This window comes from Microbacterium tumbae, assembly GCF_054780175.1.
The window spans coordinates 582,104-597,416 of the sequence record NZ_BAAGWV010000001.1; the positions used below are offsets into that span (position 1 = coordinate 582,104).

General features: G+C 70.5%; 14 protein-coding genes. 8 read left to right on the forward strand and 6 right to left on the reverse strand.

From position 1 onward, the window contains the following. Positions 1-279 precede the first annotated feature (279 nt). A complete protein-coding gene (locus tag ACYVGQ_RS02730) occupies positions 280-933 on the forward strand; it encodes a Pr6Pr family membrane protein (RefSeq protein WP_460782976.1) in 654 nt (217 codons plus the stop codon). Here the strand turns inward: ACYVGQ_RS02730 and ACYVGQ_RS02735 are convergent. The 5 genes from ACYVGQ_RS02735 to dnaK all read right to left on the reverse strand — a co-directional run bounded on the left by ACYVGQ_RS02735 (position 890) and on the right by dnaK (position 6,495). After that, positions 890-2,239 carry a flavin monoamine oxidase family protein gene (locus ACYVGQ_RS02735; RefSeq protein ID WP_460782978.1) on the reverse strand — a complete coding sequence of 450 codons (1,350 nt, stop codon included), beginning with the start codon at positions 2,237-2,239 and terminating at the stop codon, positions 890-892. The two genes, ACYVGQ_RS02730 and ACYVGQ_RS02735, sit on opposite strands and share 44 nt — an antisense overlap. Positions 2,240-2,374: 135 nt before the next feature. Then, entirely contained in the window at positions 2,375-2,812 is a 438-nt protein-coding gene (locus tag ACYVGQ_RS02740) for a heat shock protein transcriptional repressor HspR (protein WP_460782979.1), read from the reverse strand. A gap of 185 nt (positions 2,813-2,997) precedes the next feature. Next, positions 2,998-3,978, reverse strand: coding sequence for a DnaJ C-terminal domain-containing protein (locus ACYVGQ_RS02745; RefSeq protein WP_460782980.1), 981 nt, complete (start codon positions 3,976-3,978; stop codon positions 2,998-3,000). A 7-nt stretch (positions 3,979-3,985) separates the two neighbouring features. After that, positions 3,986-4,636 carry a nucleotide exchange factor GrpE gene (locus ACYVGQ_RS02750; RefSeq protein ID WP_460782981.1) on the reverse strand — a complete coding sequence of 217 codons (651 nt, stop codon included), beginning with the start codon at positions 4,634-4,636 and terminating at the stop codon, positions 3,986-3,988. 2 nt (positions 4,637-4,638) lie between these two features. Next, entirely contained in the window at positions 4,639-6,495 is a 1,857-nt protein-coding gene (dnaK, locus tag ACYVGQ_RS02755) for a molecular chaperone DnaK (RefSeq protein ID WP_460782982.1), read from the reverse strand. Positions 6,496-6,875: 380 nt separating this feature from the next. Between dnaK and ACYVGQ_RS02760 the strand changes: the two genes are divergently transcribed. From ACYVGQ_RS02760 to ACYVGQ_RS02790, 7 genes are all read left to right on the forward strand, one after another. Then, positions 6,876-7,589: a DUF1684 domain-containing protein gene (locus ACYVGQ_RS02760; protein WP_460782983.1), complete on the forward strand. Its 714-nt coding sequence runs from the start codon at positions 6,876-6,878 to the stop codon at positions 7,587-7,589. A gap of 41 nt (positions 7,590-7,630) precedes the next feature. Then, complete coding sequence (locus ACYVGQ_RS02765; protein ID WP_460782984.1) at positions 7,631-9,124, forward strand: ABC transporter substrate-binding protein; 1,494 nt, start codon at positions 7,631-7,633, stop codon at positions 9,122-9,124. Positions 9,125-9,203: 79 nt separating this feature from the next. Then, positions 9,204-10,166, forward strand: a complete 963-nt coding sequence (locus ACYVGQ_RS02770; RefSeq protein ID WP_460782985.1) for an ABC transporter permease — start codon at positions 9,204-9,206, stop codon at positions 10,164-10,166. Next, complete coding sequence (locus ACYVGQ_RS02775; RefSeq protein ID WP_460782986.1) at positions 10,163-11,023, forward strand: ABC transporter permease; 861 nt, start codon at positions 10,163-10,165, stop codon at positions 11,021-11,023. The genes ACYVGQ_RS02770 and ACYVGQ_RS02775 overlap by 4 nt, the downstream gene beginning before the upstream one ends. Continuing rightward, a complete protein-coding gene (locus ACYVGQ_RS02780; RefSeq protein ID WP_460782987.1) occupies positions 11,020-11,814 on the forward strand; it encodes an ATP-binding cassette domain-containing protein in 795 nt (264 codons plus the stop codon). The genes ACYVGQ_RS02775 and ACYVGQ_RS02780 overlap by 4 nt, the downstream gene beginning before the upstream one ends. Next, positions 11,811-12,575, forward strand: coding sequence for an ABC transporter ATP-binding protein (locus tag ACYVGQ_RS02785; protein ID WP_460782988.1), 765 nt, complete (start codon positions 11,811-11,813; stop codon positions 12,573-12,575). The genes ACYVGQ_RS02780 and ACYVGQ_RS02785 overlap by 4 nt, the downstream gene beginning before the upstream one ends. 207 nt (positions 12,576-12,782) lie before the next feature. Further along, positions 12,783-13,670 carry a helix-turn-helix transcriptional regulator gene (locus ACYVGQ_RS02790; RefSeq protein WP_460782989.1) on the forward strand — a complete coding sequence of 296 codons (888 nt, stop codon included), beginning with the start codon at positions 12,783-12,785 and terminating at the stop codon, positions 13,668-13,670. A 300-nt stretch (positions 13,671-13,970) separates the two neighbouring features. Here the strand turns inward: ACYVGQ_RS02790 and ACYVGQ_RS02795 are convergent, their stop codons facing one another. Continuing rightward, positions 13,971-15,152, reverse strand: a complete 1,182-nt coding sequence (locus ACYVGQ_RS02795; RefSeq protein WP_460782990.1) for an MFS transporter — start codon at positions 15,150-15,152, stop codon at positions 13,971-13,973. Between the last annotated feature and the right edge of the window lie 161 nt (positions 15,153-15,313).

Consider the following 15,313-nt stretch of genomic DNA (forward strand, 5'->3'; position numbering starts at 1 on the left):
TCCGCCGTTCACCGTTGTCCGTAAACGGTTAACCAAAACCGAGTATGGACCTAGGATGAAATCGATGTCAAGGATGAATCTCAGCGCAGCCCTCCCTCCGTCTATCCCGCTCACCATCCTCACCGTGCTGATCGTCTCGTTCAGCCTGCGGATTCCGACGATCGCCGTCGGCCCGCTGATGCCCTGGATCACGACCGACACAGCGCACGCCCGAACTCAGGGCACTTCCGTAGACTCGCCGGGTGGGATGCGGCCCGCAGGAGGGGAGTCGACGGAACGGTGACGGCACGGACGACCTTCGGTCTGCTTCGCCTCGCCACCGCCGCCGTGTGCCTGTCCGCGCTCGTCCATCGCCTGCTCTGGGGGCTGAGCTCGCAGACCATCGCCGGGGAGAACTTCTTCGCATACCTGACCGTCGAGTCCAACTGCGCCCTCGTCGTGCTGCTCCTGATCGGGACGGTCCTGGCCTTCCGGCGGGCGGCCGATCCCCGCTGGTTCAGCGTCGCCCTCGCGCTCGTCCTGACCTGGACGACGACGGCGGGGCTCGCCTTCGCCCTCATCGTGTGGCAGGCGGGGCTCCGCGGCATCCGCGTGGACGTGCCGTGGTCTGATCAGGTGCTGCACTTCTGGCTGCCCGCCTTCACGGCGATCGCCTGGACGCTCACGCCGGGGCATCGCGCGGTGCCCTGGTGGATCGTCCCGGCATCCCTGGCCTTCCCCCTCGTCTGGGGCGGTGTGACGATGTGGCGCGGACCGCTGATCGGCTGGTACCCGTACTACTTCCTCGACCCCCGGCAGGTGAGCGGGATCGGCGAGTTCCTGGTGACGAGCGGCGCGGCGCTGGCGATCTTCGCGCTCGTCGCAGCCGTGCTCGCGGTGATCAGCCGGATCAGCCCGTCGCGGCGGAAGGCAGGAACACCTCGAGGGAGCTGAGCGCGAGAGCCAGCGCCGCCTCATCGTCGAGCGCCGCGAAGTCCTCCGCGGCATCCGCCCCGATGAGGCCGACCAGCACGTTCGCACCGGTGGCGGGGAGCAGGTTGACCCAGCTGCGGATGGGCGCCTCGCCTCCGACGACGTGCCAGAGCGCGGCGTCCGTCTGCCAGAACGGCTCCTCGTACCGCAGCCAGATCGTCTCGACATGCCCCATCCCGAGGGCGGAGATCGCGCCGCGCTGCGGGAACGGCAGTGCGGGGGAGAACTCGATGGCGTTCTGCTGGAGGACGCCGAGGGGGACGGTGAGCACGACGCGGTCGAAGGACGCCGACTCACCCGTCCCCAGTCGCAGGCTCACCCCCGCGTCGTCGTATGCGACCCGCGTCACGGGCGAGGACAGGGTCACCTGCACCTCGCCGAGGATCTCCTGCACGAAGGCGCCGAGGTCGCCCACGACGCCACGGGGCGCCGAAACGGGCAGCGCAGGCGGATACCAGGCCGAGAGCAGTTCGGCATCGGCGCCGGAGGTCGCCGCGAGGTAGGCCAGCAGCGCGACGAGCGACGGGTCGTCGACGTCCGCACCGGAATCCGCGAGCGCCTCGGCGAGCGAGACATCGGTGGGCAGCGCCTGCGCCGCAGCGATCGCCGTCTCGAGAGGCGCGTTGGCGACGGGGGCCTCTTCGGCATCCGCCGAACGCCACAGCGCAGGCCCCAGATCGACGGCGTCGGGGAGATCCGCCTCGCCATCCGTCCCGGTCAGCCAGCCGCCCAGCTGGATGGGCACGGGCCAGTCGTCGTCCATCCGGGAGTGGACCCGTCCGCCGATCCGATCACGCGCCTCGAAGACGGTGACGTCGGCGCCGGCATCCACGAGGGCCGCGGCAGCGACGGCACCGGCCAGCCCTGCGCCGACCACGGCGATCCGCTCCCCCTCGGACATCTCGAGGCGCACCCGGGCGGCGACGTCCTCGCCCGATCGGATCGCACCGCGCATCGTGCCGGGAGCGTCGACATCCGTGGCCTCGCCGGCGAGGAAGAGCCGGGAGCCGACCGGCTCCGCCAGGGTCTCACGCGTGCTCTGCGGGACGCCGATCCTCGTGAAGCTGACGGATCCGTAGGAGAACGGATCGCTCGCCCAGGCGCTGCGGACGGCGGAGACCGGCGCGGGGACAGGGCCGGTGGGACGCGGCGACGGCGAGCGGGACGACGTGGGCGACGGCTGCGGCTCCGGCGTGCAGGACGCGAGCAGGATGCCGAGGGCGCCCGCCCCGGCGCCGATCAGCAGAGTGCGGCGCGTGATCTCCATCGTGACGAACCTTACCGCCCCCGGCCTCAGGCGTCCCGTTCCGCGGCGCTTGTCCCGATATGCGGGCGGATTCCCGCTGACCGCTTCGCTGATCGGGACAGACTCGGCCGATCGGGACTCGCCGGCCCGACGGGATCAGTCGGGCTGCTCGTCGTGCCGCATCGGCTGCCAGAGCACGACCTCTGTGGACCGGCGGATCCGGCGGCCGGCCGGGACCGTGACGATCGAGCCCGTCGTTCCGGCGGCGAACACCCGAACGCCTGGGCGGCTCTGCCGCTCGGCACGGAGCGCGCCCTCCAGGTCGAGGATGCGACGGCGCAGCATCCGCACCTCGTCCTCGAGGTCGAGCAGGCGCGCGATCGCCGGAAGGCTCATGCCCTCCCCGGAGAGACGCGCCACCTCCCGCAGCTGCTCCACGTCGCGCGCCGAGTAGCGCCGTGACCCCCCGCGGGTGCGGCCGGGCACGACGAGACCGATCCGGTCGTACTGCCGCAGGGTCTGCGGGTGCATCCCCGCGAGCTCGGCGGCGACCGCGATCGCGAAGACCGGGGCGTCCTCGTCGTCCGGGGTCATGTCTCTCCGCCCTTCATGCCGTCATGCGTTTCGACTCGCCTGCGGCTCGCTCAACGAGCGGGACAGGATGCGCACCCACGACTCGCTCAACGAGCGGGACAGGATGCGCGCCCACGACTCGACCAAGGCGCGCCTCCCGACCGCTCGTTGAGCGAGGACGCGGAGCGACCGAGTCGAAACGCTCATCAGCCACGCGCCTTCGCGATGAGATCCGCGCGCGGATTCTCCTTGGGCTCCGCAGCCTGGAACGCCAGCAGAGCCTCGCGGGCGGCGTCGTCGAGGTGCGAGGGCACGGCCACCTGGAGCTCGGCGAGCAGATCGCCGGTCCCCTTCGAGCTCGCGACGCCTCGTCCCTTGACACGCAGCACGCGGCCGGAGGGCGTGCCAGGCGCCACGCGCAGCTTCACGACGTCGCCACCGAGCGTCGGCACCTCGATCGTCGCGCCGAGCGCAGCCTCCGTGAACGTCACCGGCACGGTGACCCGCAGGTTCAGCCCGTCACGGGTGAACACCGGATGCGGACGCACGGTGATGCTCACGACGATGTCGCCGCTCTCCCCGCCGTCCGGCGACGGACGGCCGCGGCCGCGCAGGCGGATCTTCTGCCCGTCCGCGACACCGGCCGGGATCTTCACCTTGAACGGCTTGCCGTCCTCGCCCTGCAGGGTGATGGTCTCACCCTGCACCGCGGTGGTGAAGTCGATCGTCGTACGGGCGGTGACGTCCGCGCCGCGCTGGGGTCCGCCGAAGCCGCGGAACCCGCCGCTCGTCTGACCGAACCGGCCGGAGCCGAACGATCCGCCCTGCCCCTGGTTGAACATCGCGAAGATGTCCTCGAAGTCCGCGGTCGACTGACCGCGCTGCCCGAACCGGCTGAAGACGTCCTCGAAGCCGCCCGCTCCCCCGCCGCCGGCGGTGAAGCGCGCCCCGGAGCCCATGGCCCTGATCTCGTCGTACTCCTTGCGCTGCTCGGCGTCGGAGAGCACGGCGTACGCCTCGCTGATCTCCTTGAACCTCGCCTCGGCGGCGGCATCCCCCTGATTGGAGTCCGGGTGATAGGTGCGCGCGAGCTTGCGATACGTCTTCTTCAGATCCGCATCGCTGACGTCCTTGGAGACGCCCAGCGTCTTGTAGAAGTCCTTGTCGAACCAGTCCTGGCTTGCCATCGGTCTCCTATTCCGCCGGGACGGCGACGACGACCTTCGCGGGGCGCAGTTCGATGTCGTCCAGGCGGTAGCCCACCTCGACGACCTCCAGGATCGTGGTGCTCGAGGCGCCGGGGGTCGGCTGCTGGAAGATCGCCTCGTGCTTCTGCGGGTCGAACTCCTCGCCGGCCCGCCCGTACGAGACGACGCCCAGCCTCTCGACGACAGAGCGCACCTTCTCGGCGATCACGGCGAAGGGCGTGCCCTCCACGAGATCGCCGTGCTGGGCCGCACGGTCGAGGTCGTCCAGCACGGGGATGAGGCCCTTGGCCGCCTCGCCCTTGGCGCGCGCGATCTCGATGTGACGCTGCTCCTCCGTGCGACGACGGTAGTTGGCGTACTCGGCCTGCAGGCGCTTGAGGTCGTTCAGCAGTGCGGACTCCGCGTCGGCGATCGCCGCATCGGAGTTCGCCGCGTCCTCGGTCTGGGTCGCGTTCAGGATGTCGTCGACCGTGAGGTCGTCGTCCCCGCCCTCGGCCGCTGCGGCCTCGGCGGAGTCGGGGTTGGCATCCGTCCCGGAATCCGGCTGAGGGCCGGATGCCTGAGCATCCGACCCCTCCGGAACTCCGGCTGCTCCCTGACCCTCGTCAGGAACGTCGTCGAAGTTCTTGTCCGTCATGGTTACTTCTTCTCTTCATCCTCGTCGATGACCTCGGCGTCGACGACGTCCTCCTCGGAGGAGGCGTCCGCCGGGGCATCCTGCGCCTGCTCACCGGCCGCGGCGTCAGCCTGCGACTGCGCGTAGATCGCCTCGCCGAGCTTGCCCTGCGACTCGTTCAGCTTGTCGAACGCCGCCTTGACCGCGTCGTCGTCCTCGCCGGCGAGCGCCGTCTTCAGAGCGTCGACATCGGCCTGGACCGAGTCCTTCACGTCGGCGGGGAGCTTGTCCTCGTTCTCCTTGATGAGCTTCTCGATCGAGTACGACAGGGTCTCGGCCTGGTTGCGCTGCTCGAGCGCCTCGGCACGGCGCTTGTCCTCGGCGGCGTTCTCCTCTGCCTCGCGCACCATGCGCTCGATGTCGTCCTTGGACAGCGAGGAGCCGCCCGTGATCGTCATCGACTGCTCCTTGCCGGTGCCCTTGTCCTTGGCGGACACGTGCACGATGCCGTTCGCGTCGATGTCGAAGGTGACCTCGATCTGCGGGATGCCCCGCGGCGCGGGCGCGATGCCGGTGAGCTCGAAGGTGCCCAGCGGCTTGTTGTCGCGGGTGAACTCGCGCTCGCCCTGGAAGACCTGGATCGCGACGGACGGCTGGTTGTCATCGGCCGTGGTGAAGGTCTCGCTGCGCTTGGTCGGGATCGCGGTGTTGCGGTCGATGAGCTTGGTCATCCGGCCGCCCTTGGTCTCGATGCCCAGTGACAGCGGGGTCACGTCGATGAGGAGGACGTCCTTGCGCTCGCCCTTGAGGACGCCGGCCTGGAGGGCAGCGCCGACGGCGACGACCTCATCCGGGTTCACGCCCTTGTTGGCGTCCTTGCCGGTCTCGCGCTTGACGAGCTCGGCGACCGCCGGCATACGGGTCGATCCGCCGACGAGCACGATGTGGTCGATGTCGGCGACCTTGACGCCGGCCTCACGGATGACGTCGTCGAAGGGCTTCTTCGTGCGGTCGAGGAGGTCCTTGGTGAGGTCCTCGAACTTCGCGCGGGTGATCGTCTCGGACAGCGACACCGGACCGGACTCCGTCAGCGACAGGTACGGCAGGTTGACGCTCGTCGACGTCGAGGAGGACAGCTCCTTCTTCGCCTGCTCGGCGGCCTCCTTGAGGCGCTGCAGGGCGATCTTGTCGCCGGAGACATCGACGCCGCTGGTCGCCTTGAACTGCGCGATCAGGTGGTCGACGAGGCGCTGGTCCCAGTCGTCGCCGCCGAGGCGGTTGTCGCCGGCGGTCGCGCGCACCTGGATGGTGGAGAAGTCGTCGTCCTTGCCCACCTCGAGGAGGGAGACGTCGAACGTTCCGCCGCCGAGGTCGAAGACGAGGATGAGCTCGTCCTCCTTGCCCTTGTCGAGACCGTAGGCGAGGGCCGCGGCGGTGGGCTCGTTGATGATGCGCAGGACGTTCAGGCCCGCGATCTCACCGGCCTCCTTGGTGGCCTGGCGCTCGGCGTCGTTGAAGTACGCGGGCACGGTGATGACGGCATCCGTGACCGTGTCTCCCAGGTACGACTCGGCATCGCGCTTGAGCTTCTGGAGGATGCGCGCGGAGATCTCCTGCGGCGTCCACTTCTTCCCGTCGACGTCGAACGTCCAGCCGGTGCCGATGTGGCGCTTGACGGATGCCACGGTGCGGTCGACGTTCGTGACGGCCTGGCGCTTGGCGGTCTCGCCGACGAGCACCTCGCCGTCCTTCGTGAACGCGACCACCGAGGGGGTGGTGCGGAAGCCCTCGGCGTTGGCGATGACCTTCGGCTCGCCACCCTCGAGGACGCTGACGACGGAGTTCGTCGTACCGAGGTCGATTCCAACAGCACGTGCCATGTGTTTCTCCTTGTTCCTTGCGAAGCCTGGATACGGTCAGCAAACCTGAGCCGCGATGGCTCAACTATACTCCCCCCGCGCTCCGCTGTCAAAACAAACTTGACACAAGTTCGCTCAACTTTCCCCCTCTATCCCCGCCCTCCTCCACTCCCTCCTTCTACGCGTGCGGGAGGTGTCTCCTGTGGCCGCCTCCCGCGCCCCGAGGCGGCCACAGGGGGCACCCCTCGCGCCCCGAGGCGGCCACAGGGGACACCCGCCGCACCAGGCATCCCGCAGACGACTGAGACGACGCGCGAAGGAATTCGCCCAGGCGGAGAGGTGTTGCACCGCGTGACGCCCGGTTTCCGCGTCATCCCCACCCCTCCTACGATTGAGCAGTCATGCCTGCATCCGAAGACCACGCCGCCTGGCGCGCCGCGCGCCGCACCTCCGTCACCGCGCCCACCGGCAACCTCGCCCTCGTCGAGACCCGCTGGACCGGCCGGGAGCGCCCGGACGTCGACGCGGAGCAGGCGAAGGCTGCGGCGGGCGTCGCCGTGACGCCGATCGAGCGCACCGACATCGCCACCGGCGCCGCCGAGTACGGCCTGCGCGTCTGGGACGCGGATGCTCCCGCGATCCGCGCCTTCGACCGCATCGACGCCTACGAGTACGACCCCGCCTGGGTCGTCGAGGCGCAGTTCGCCCCCGTGGACGCCTCCCGCACCGTGCCGTTCGAGCACATCCGCGACAACGGCGGGACGCGCGAGCTCGTCGTGCCCGGCGACATCGCCTTCACGCTGAACGGCGTCGAGCACCGCCTCGCCGCCTTCGACGACGGCGGCGAGCTGCTGCTGGTCTTCGGCGACGCCACCAACGGCTCCGAGACCTACGGCTCCGGACGCTTCCTCTTCGTCCGCCGCGACGACGACAGCGCCTTCGGAACCCCCGGCACCGTGGTCCTCGACTTCAACCGCGCCTTCGTGCCGCCCTGCGGCTTCTCCGCGCAGTACAACTGCCCGCTGCCGCCCGCGCAGAACCGGTTCGCCGAAGCCATCAGGGCCGGAGAGAAGAACGTCGTCTTCACCGGCGGCTTCGACATCTACACCGCCTGAGCACAGCATCCCACCCGCACCCGAAACACCAGGAGACCCCTGTGAAGAAACCCCTCGCGCTCGGCGCGACCCTCCTCGCCTCGGCGCTCGTTCTCGCCGGATGCTCCTCGCCCGGCGGCGACAGCGCCGCCGACAGCGCGGACGCCACGGTCTACATCGGCTCCCTCTACGAGCCCGTCAACCTCTCCAACGTCGCCGGCGGCGGCCAGGGCGTCACCGAGGCGCTGACCGGGAACGTCTACGAGGGGCTCTACAAGCTCACCGACGACGGCGAGGTCGAGCCGCTGCTCGCCGAGAGCTCCGAGGTGAGCGAAGACGGCCTGACCTACACGATCACGCTGAAGGACGGCGTCGCCTTCCACTCCGGCAAGGAGCTGACCTCCGCCGACGTGAAGGCGAGCATCGAGGCCGTCACCGCCGAGGACTCGCAGTCGGCTCGCAAGTCCGCCTTCGCGGTGATCTCGAGCATCGAGACGCCGGACGACGCCACGGTCGTCTTCACGCTGTCGCAGCGCTCCATCTCCTTCCTCTACAACCTCAGCTACGTGTGGATCGTGAACGCGGACGCCACCGACCTCACCACCAGCGAGGACGGCACCGGCCCTTACACTCTCGACGAGTGGAAGAAGGGCAGCACGCTGACCCTCGACCGGTGGGACGACTACTGGGGCGAGGCCGCGAAGAACGCCGAGGTCGTCTACACCTACTTCACCGACGCGACCGCGGAGAACAACGCTCTGCTCACCGGTGAGATCGACCTCATCACGAGCGTGCAGAGTCCGGACGCCCTCGAGCAGTTCACCGGCGACGACTACGTCATCTCGAACGGCACCTCCACGACCAAGGAGCTGCTCGCCTTCAACGACCGCATCGCGCCCTTCGACGACGCGCTCGTGCGCAAGGCGGTCTACTCGGCGATCGACACCCAGAAGCTGCTGAGCGCGATCTGGGGCGACTACGGCACGCTCATCGGCTCGATGGTCCCGCCGACCGACCCCTGGTACGAGGACCTCACGGACGTGAACCCCTACGACGTCGACCTCGCGAAGCAGCAGCTGGCCGAGGCCGGCTACCCGGACGGCTTCGCCTTCACCCTCGACACCCCGAGCTACGACCCGCACCCGGCCGTCGCCGAGTTCCTGCAGTCGCAGCTCGCCGAGGTCGGCATCACGGTGAACATCAACACGATCAGCGCCGACGAGTGGTACACGAAGGTCTACCAGGAGCAGGACTTCGAGGCGACGCTCCAGGAGCACGTGAACGACCGCGACGTGGTCTGGTACGGCAACCCCGACTTCTACTGGGGCTACGACAGCGCGGACGTCCAGCAGTGGGTCGCCGAGGCCGAGCAGGCCGCGACGACCGACGAGCAGACCGAGCTGCTGAAGAAGGTCAACGAGCAGATCGCCGAGGACGCCGCGAGCGTCTGGCTGTACCTGTACCCGCAGATCGTCGTCGCATCCAGCGACGTCACCGGATACCCTGTCAACGGCCTGAACTCGCAGTTCTTCGCCTACGACATCGTCACCTCCTGACCTTCTCGACGCCTCGTGGATGCCGTGCCCTCACCGGGCGCCGTCCACGAGGCGTCGTCCTTTCCTCCCGCTGGATCCCATGCTCGCCTACCTCGCCCGCCGCTTCGCGTTCCTCGTGGTGTCGCTCATCGTCGCCATGATCGTGATCTTCGTGCTGCTGCGACTCCTCCCCGGCGATCCGGCGAACGCCCTGCTCTCGGTGAACGCCACCCCGGAGCAGATCGCGGCCGCCCGCGCGCAGGTCGGCTCCGATCAGCCGCTGCTGCAGCAGTTCCTCACCTGGGCGGGACGGCTGCTGCGCTTCGACCTGGGCAGCAGCTACATCTCCACCCTTCCGGTGGGACCTGCGATCGCCTCCCGGCTCGTCGTCACGCTCCCGCTGACGCTGCTCGCGTTCCTCCTGGCCCTCCTCCTCTCGCTCGTCATCGGCATCACCGCCGCGGTCAAGGCCGATCGCTGGTACGGCGCCCTGCTCTCCGGCTTCGCCCAGCTGGGGATCGCCGTGCCGGTGTTCTGGGTCGGCATCATCCTGGTGTGGATCTTCGCCCTGGGTCTCGGCGTCCTGCCCTCCGGCGGCTTCCCCCGCGACGACTGGGAGGATCCGGCCGACGCCCTCCGCTCGCTGACGCTCCCCGTCATCACCGTCGCCCTGGTGATGAGCGCGTCGCTGAGCCGCTACGTGCGCGCCGCGACCCTCGACGTCCTCGGCAGCGACTACCTGCGCACCGCCCGCGCCGGCGGCGCAGGCCTCGGCGAGGCCCTGCTGCGCCATGGCCTCCGCAACGGCGCCGTCCCCGTCATCGCCGTGCTCGGGATCGAGCTGTCCACCACCCTGCTCGGAGCGGTCGTCGTCGAGAGCGTCTTCTCCCTCCCCGGCCTCGGGAGCATGCTGCTGGACGGCATCGAGCAGCACGACTTCGCGAACATCCAGGGCGTCCTCGTGGTCAGCACCCTGTTCGTGCTCCTCGTCGGCTTCCTCGCCGACATCGTCCAGCGCCTCGTCGACCCGCGACTGCGCACGTCCGTGGCGGGCAACCGATGAGCGCCGTCGTCGAACAGCGGATCGCGGATGCCGCGCCACGGCGGCGCCGGCGACGCACCGCCCTCGTGCTCGGCCTGTGTCTCACCGGCGCCGTCGTCGTCCTCGCGCTCGTCTCGCTGCTCTGGCTCCCCTTCGCCCCCTCCGACATCAGCGGCGGACGACTCGAGGGGCCGAGCGGCGAACACCTGCTCGGCACGGACAAGCTCGGCCGCGACCTGCTCACCCAGCTCATGATCGGTGCGAGGATCGCACTGGTCGTGGGCACGGCGTCCGTCGCGCTCTCCGCAGCGCTGGGCATCGCGATCGGCCTCGTCGCGGCGTTCGCCCGCCCGTGGGTGGACGACTCGCTCTCGGCGACGCTGGACGTGATCATCGCCTTCCCCGTGCTGCTGCTGGCGATGCTCGTCGTCGCGGTGCAGGGCGCGTCGCTGTGGTCGGCGATCCTGGCGATCGGGCTCGCGATGTCCGCCGTCGTCGCCCGGCTCACCCGCATCCTCGCCCGCCGCGTCCTGCACGAGCAGTACATCACCGCCGCCCGCACGAGCGGGACGCGCCTGCCGGGGATCATCGCCTTCCACGTCCTGCCGAACATCGCCCCGACCCTCGGCGTGAACCTCGCGCTGCAGTTCGGCGCCGCCGTCCTCGCCGAGGCGAGCCTGTCGTATCTGGGCCTCGGCGCGCCGCCGCCGAACGCCTCGTGGGGGCGTCTGCTGCAGGAGGCCCAGGGCACGGTGCTCGCCGCCCCCGTCGGGGCGATCGCGCCGGGCGTCGCCCTCGTCGTGCTCGTCCTCGGCGTGAACTTCATCGCCGACGGCCTGCGCGACTTCGCCGACCCGACCCGCAGGAGGGCGCGATGAGTCTTCTCGAGGTCGAGGGCCTCACCGTCACGGCGGACGGCAGGCGGCTGGTCGACGACGTCTCCCTCAGCGTCTCGGCGGGCGAACGGCTCGGCGTGATCGGCGAGTCCGGATCGGGCAAATCGGTCACCGCTCTCGCGATCACAGGGCTCCTCGGCGGCGGGCTGACAGCGCACGGATCGGTGCTGCTGAACGGCACGCAGGTGGTCGGCGCCTCCGACCGCGCCCTGCGGCCGCTGCGAGGACCGATCGCCTCGGTGCTGTTCCAGGAGCCGCTCACGGCGCTCGATCCGCTCATGCGCGTCGAGCGTCAGATCGCGGAGCCGATCCGCCGTCACCTCGGCCTCCGCGGCGTCGCGCTGAAGGATGCCGTCCGCACCGCCCTGGAGGACGTCGCGCTGCCCGATCCGCGCATCGCCCGCGCGTATCCGCACCAGCTGTCCGGAGGGCAGCGCCAGCGCGTCGCGACCGCCATCGCCCTCGCCGCCGACCCGCAGCTGCTCATCGCCGACGAGCCGACGACGGCCCTGGACGTGACGGTCCAGGACGGGATCCTCGCACTGCTCGACAGGCTCGTCGCCGAGCGCGGCATGGGGCTGCTGTTCATCAGCCACGACCTCGCCGTGGTCGCCCGCATGACCGACCGCGTCGTGGTGATGCGGCACGGCGAGGCCGTCGAGCGGGGACCTGTCGCCCGGATCGTGAGCGCGCCGCAGCACCCGTACACGCAGGGCCTCGTCGCGAGCGCGCGAACGCTGGATGCGGCCCTCGACGGGGAGGCGACGCGATGACCCGCATCCTCGAACTGCGCAAGGCCCGCTTCGGCTACGACCGACGCACCGTCGTCGACGGCGTCTCGCTCGGCGTCTCCGCCGGGGAGGCCGTCGGCCTGGTCGGCGAGTCCGGCGCGGGCAAGTCGACGATCTTCGCGCTGCTCCTCGGGCTGATCTCCCCCGGGGAGGGCAGCGTGCTCTTCGACGGTCAGCCGATCGCGCGGCGCGACCGGCGGATGATGAGGAGGTTCCGCGCCGATGTGCAGACGGTCTTCCAGGATCCGTACTCCTCGCTCGACCCCCGGCAGCGCATCGACAGGATCGTCGGGGAGCCGCTGCGGTCGCTGGGCATCGCACGGGGCGCCGAGGCGCAGAGGGCCGTGACGGATGCCGTGCAGTCGGTCGGCCTGGACGTGGACGTCCTGCGGCGCCACCCGCACGAGTTCTCCGGCGGCCAGCGGCAGCGCATCGCGATCGCCCGTGCGATCGTCTCGAGGCCGCGGGTGCTGCTGGCCGACGAGCCGGTCAGCGCGCTCGACGTGACCACCCGCATCCAGGTGATCGAGCTGCTCTCCCGCCTGCGCGCCGAGACCGGGATGGCGCTCGTGATGGTCTCGCACGACCTGAGCGCCGTCGCGGCGCTCTGCGAGCGGACGATCGTGCTGCAGAACGGCCGCGTCGTCGAGGAGGGAGCGACCCGCGGCATCCTCGACGCCCCCTCGACCCCGTATGCGCGCTCGCTGGTGTCGGCGATCCCGCGCCTGCCTCCCGCCGCCTGACCGCGACCGCGCGGGCCCGCTCCTCAAGATGCTGCTCCTCGCCTCGTCCAGACCGACCACCTGTTGACCAGGTGCCTTATGCGGTCGCTTCCTGCCCTTTCACACGGCCCTTTGAGACACCTCCCGGAGTACATACGACCACTTGAGGCACCTCCCGAGGGCGCACGCGACCGGAATAGCCCCGCACGCACGGTCGTTGACCCTCACATGAGCTCGATCGATCCCGCCCTGCTCGAGGAGGCGCTGGCCTCTGTCGACATGCGCCTCGGATTCGCCGAGCGGACGGCCCTGGACGCCGGCGGGATGCTTCCGCTCCCCGCCGGCGTCGCGACCCTCGCCTATGTGGTGGAGGGCGAGATCACCGGCGAGGCGCTCGAGATCGGATGCGCGCTGGACATCCCCGCGGGGGAGGCCTCCCGCACCGCCGGCCCGCGCACGCTCCTGGCCGGCGACGCCTTCCTCTCGCTCGGCCACCGCCCGCTCGCACTCGCGTCCGCCTCCGGCGCCCGCCTGATGACCGCAGAGCTCGATCTGCAGCCCTCCGGCGCCGTGGCCGAACTGCCCGGGTTCGTCTTCGTGACGGGGTTCGCCGCCCTCGAGCCGGCCGCGGCGGCCCTCGCGGCCAATCTGGGCCCGACGGCGCCGGGCCCGCGCTCCGGAGACCCCGTGATCTGCCGGATGATGGTGACGACCGTGCTGCTGTCCGTGATCCGCGCGTGGGCGCAGAACGGCTGCGCGCCGCAGGGATGGCTGTCGCGCGGCGGCGATCCCTTCCTCGACCGCGTGCTGACGGCGATCCATGCGGAGCCGGGGCGGGAGTGGACCGTCGACATGCTCGCCGGCATCGGCGCGATGTCTCGATCGGTGTTCGCCGAGCGGTTCCGCGCCGTCGTCGGCCGGTCCCCCGCGAGCTACGTGACCGAGGTCCGCATGCGCGCGGCCAAGGAGCTGCTGGATGCCGGACGATCGGTGTCCGAGACGTCCCGAGAGCTCGGCTACGCCTCCGATGAGGGCTTCAGCCGTGCGTTCCGGCGCCATACCGGCATGATCCCGTCGCTGTGGCGGGTGCGCACCCGGGTCGCCATCCCCGCCTGAGCCCTCGCCGCTCCCGCTCCCGCTCCCGCTCCCAGGGTAGCCCCGAGCAAGGTGCCCCGTGTGGTCGCTTCCTTGCCGTCGAGGTGCCCCGTGTGGCCGCCTCAAGGGTGTGGAGGCGACCACACGGGACACCTCCCTCATCGGAGCGGTCACACGAGACCCCTCCCGAGGTCGCCACCGGAGGTGTCGCCTCACGCCGCCTCCGCGCTCGCGAGGCGGCTCGTGCTGCCGTCTCCTCCCGCACGAGACGGCCATACAAGCCACTTCACCCTGCGGAGGCGAGCGGACGGGCAGCGAGGACTATCGCCGGTTCGACGCTCCGAACAGCACCGCCCCGAGAAGCAGGAGCACCGTCCCCGACACGTAGTTGAACTCGACGCCGAGCGCGTCGACGAGCACGCCGCCGACCCCGGCCGCGAGCATGATCGCCCCCTGGAACCCCACGACGACGAGACTGCCGCCCGCTTCCAGACGGTCAGGCATCCGATGCCCGACCCAGGTGTTCACGACGATCAGCCAGGACGCGAAGAAGAATCCCCACACGAAGACGGCGGCGCCGACCGCGACGATCGAGCCGGGCAGGAGCAGGATCCCGGCGACGGCGACCGCGATCACCACGGGGCCGAGAACGGCGAAGAACCGGAAGGAGCGGTCGACGACGAACCCGATGACGAGGTTGCCGATCAGTCCGCCCGCGCCGAACAGCGCGAGGAGGACGACGATGGCGCCGGCATCGACGTCTGGAATCCGCTCCAGGGCCAGCCGGATGTAGGTGTAGGCGAGGAAGTGCCCGAGCACCACGAGCACGTGTCCGGTGAGACCGAGGCCGACGCCCGGACGCCGCACGGTGTCGACGAGGATCCGGATGCTCGAGGCCTGCGCCGCCGGCACGGAGGGCAGCAGCGTCCGCAGCCCCACCGCCAGCAGCGCCGTGACGGCCGCGGCGAGTGCGAACACCGCCCGCCAGTCCAGCAGCTCGCCGAGCATGACCCCGAGCGGGACTCCGGCCACGGTGGCCAGGGATGTGCCGGCCGTGGTGAACATGACGGCGCGGCCGATGCGCGCGCCTCCCGCGATCCGCGCGGCCACGGTGATGGACATCGACCAGAACGCGCTGATCGCCGCGCCGAGCAGGAACCGGGCGAGCAGCACGAGGACGAGGTTCGGCGCGACCGCGACGATGAGGTTGGACGCCGCGGCGGCGATCGCCATCCAGACGAGCAGGCTGCGGCGGTCCAGCCGGGGCAGCATGAGGCCGACCGTGGGCGCGACGAGGAAGCCGACCAGCGCGGTGACCGTCACGGTCTGCCCTGCCTGGCCGGGGGTGACCCCGAGGCCGGCTGCCATCTCCGTGAGCATGCCGTTGGGCAGGAACTCCGCCGTGACGAGCAGGAAGCTCATCAGCATCATGACGATCAGGCCGCCGTACCGCATCCGATCGGCGGGCGGAGCGGTCGTCGGCACGGGTGCGGTCGTCGTCATGGTTCCACTCTCGCGGAGTCCGGACGCCGTCGCCCGACCGGCCGTCCGCGGCATCCGACCGTTCGTCCGGCGTTCGCGACCTCCTTCCGGGGCCCCGATCGCCTTCTGGGTCGCAGAAGCGGTCGCTCTGACCACGGAATGGGAGCAGAATCTGCGACCGC

Coding starts and splice junctions, on each gene's coding strand:
- ACYVGQ_RS02735 (WP_460782978.1), bottom strand. CDS start 2,239: ATGGAGATCACGCGCCGCACTCTGCTGATCGGCGCCGGGGCGGGCGCC.
- ACYVGQ_RS02740 (WP_460782979.1), bottom strand. CDS start 2,812: ATGACCCCGGACGACGAGGACGCCCCGGTCTTCGCGATCGCGGTCGCC.
- ACYVGQ_RS02745 (WP_460782980.1), bottom strand. CDS start 3,978: ATGGCAAGCCAGGACTGGTTCGACAAGGACTTCTACAAGACGCTGGGC.
- ACYVGQ_RS02750 (WP_460782981.1), bottom strand. CDS start 4,636: ATGACGGACAAGAACTTCGACGACGTTCCTGACGAGGGTCAGGGAGCA.
- dnaK (WP_460782982.1), bottom strand. CDS start 6,495: ATGGCACGTGCTGTTGGAATCGACCTCGGTACGACGAACTCCGTCGTC.
- ACYVGQ_RS02760 (WP_460782983.1), top strand. CDS start 6,876: ATGCCTGCATCCGAAGACCACGCCGCCTGGCGCGCCGCGCGCCGCACC.
- ACYVGQ_RS02770 (WP_460782985.1), top strand. CDS start 9,204: ATGCTCGCCTACCTCGCCCGCCGCTTCGCGTTCCTCGTGGTGTCGCTC.
- ACYVGQ_RS02775 (WP_460782986.1), top strand. CDS start 10,163: ATGAGCGCCGTCGTCGAACAGCGGATCGCGGATGCCGCGCCACGGCGG.
- ACYVGQ_RS02780 (WP_460782987.1), top strand. CDS start 11,020: ATGAGTCTTCTCGAGGTCGAGGGCCTCACCGTCACGGCGGACGGCAGG.
- ACYVGQ_RS02785 (WP_460782988.1), top strand. CDS start 11,811: ATGACCCGCATCCTCGAACTGCGCAAGGCCCGCTTCGGCTACGACCGA.
- ACYVGQ_RS02790 (WP_460782989.1), top strand. CDS start 12,783: ATGAGCTCGATCGATCCCGCCCTGCTCGAGGAGGCGCTGGCCTCTGTC.
- ACYVGQ_RS02795 (WP_460782990.1), bottom strand. CDS start 15,152: ATGACGACGACCGCACCCGTGCCGACGACCGCTCCGCCCGCCGATCGG.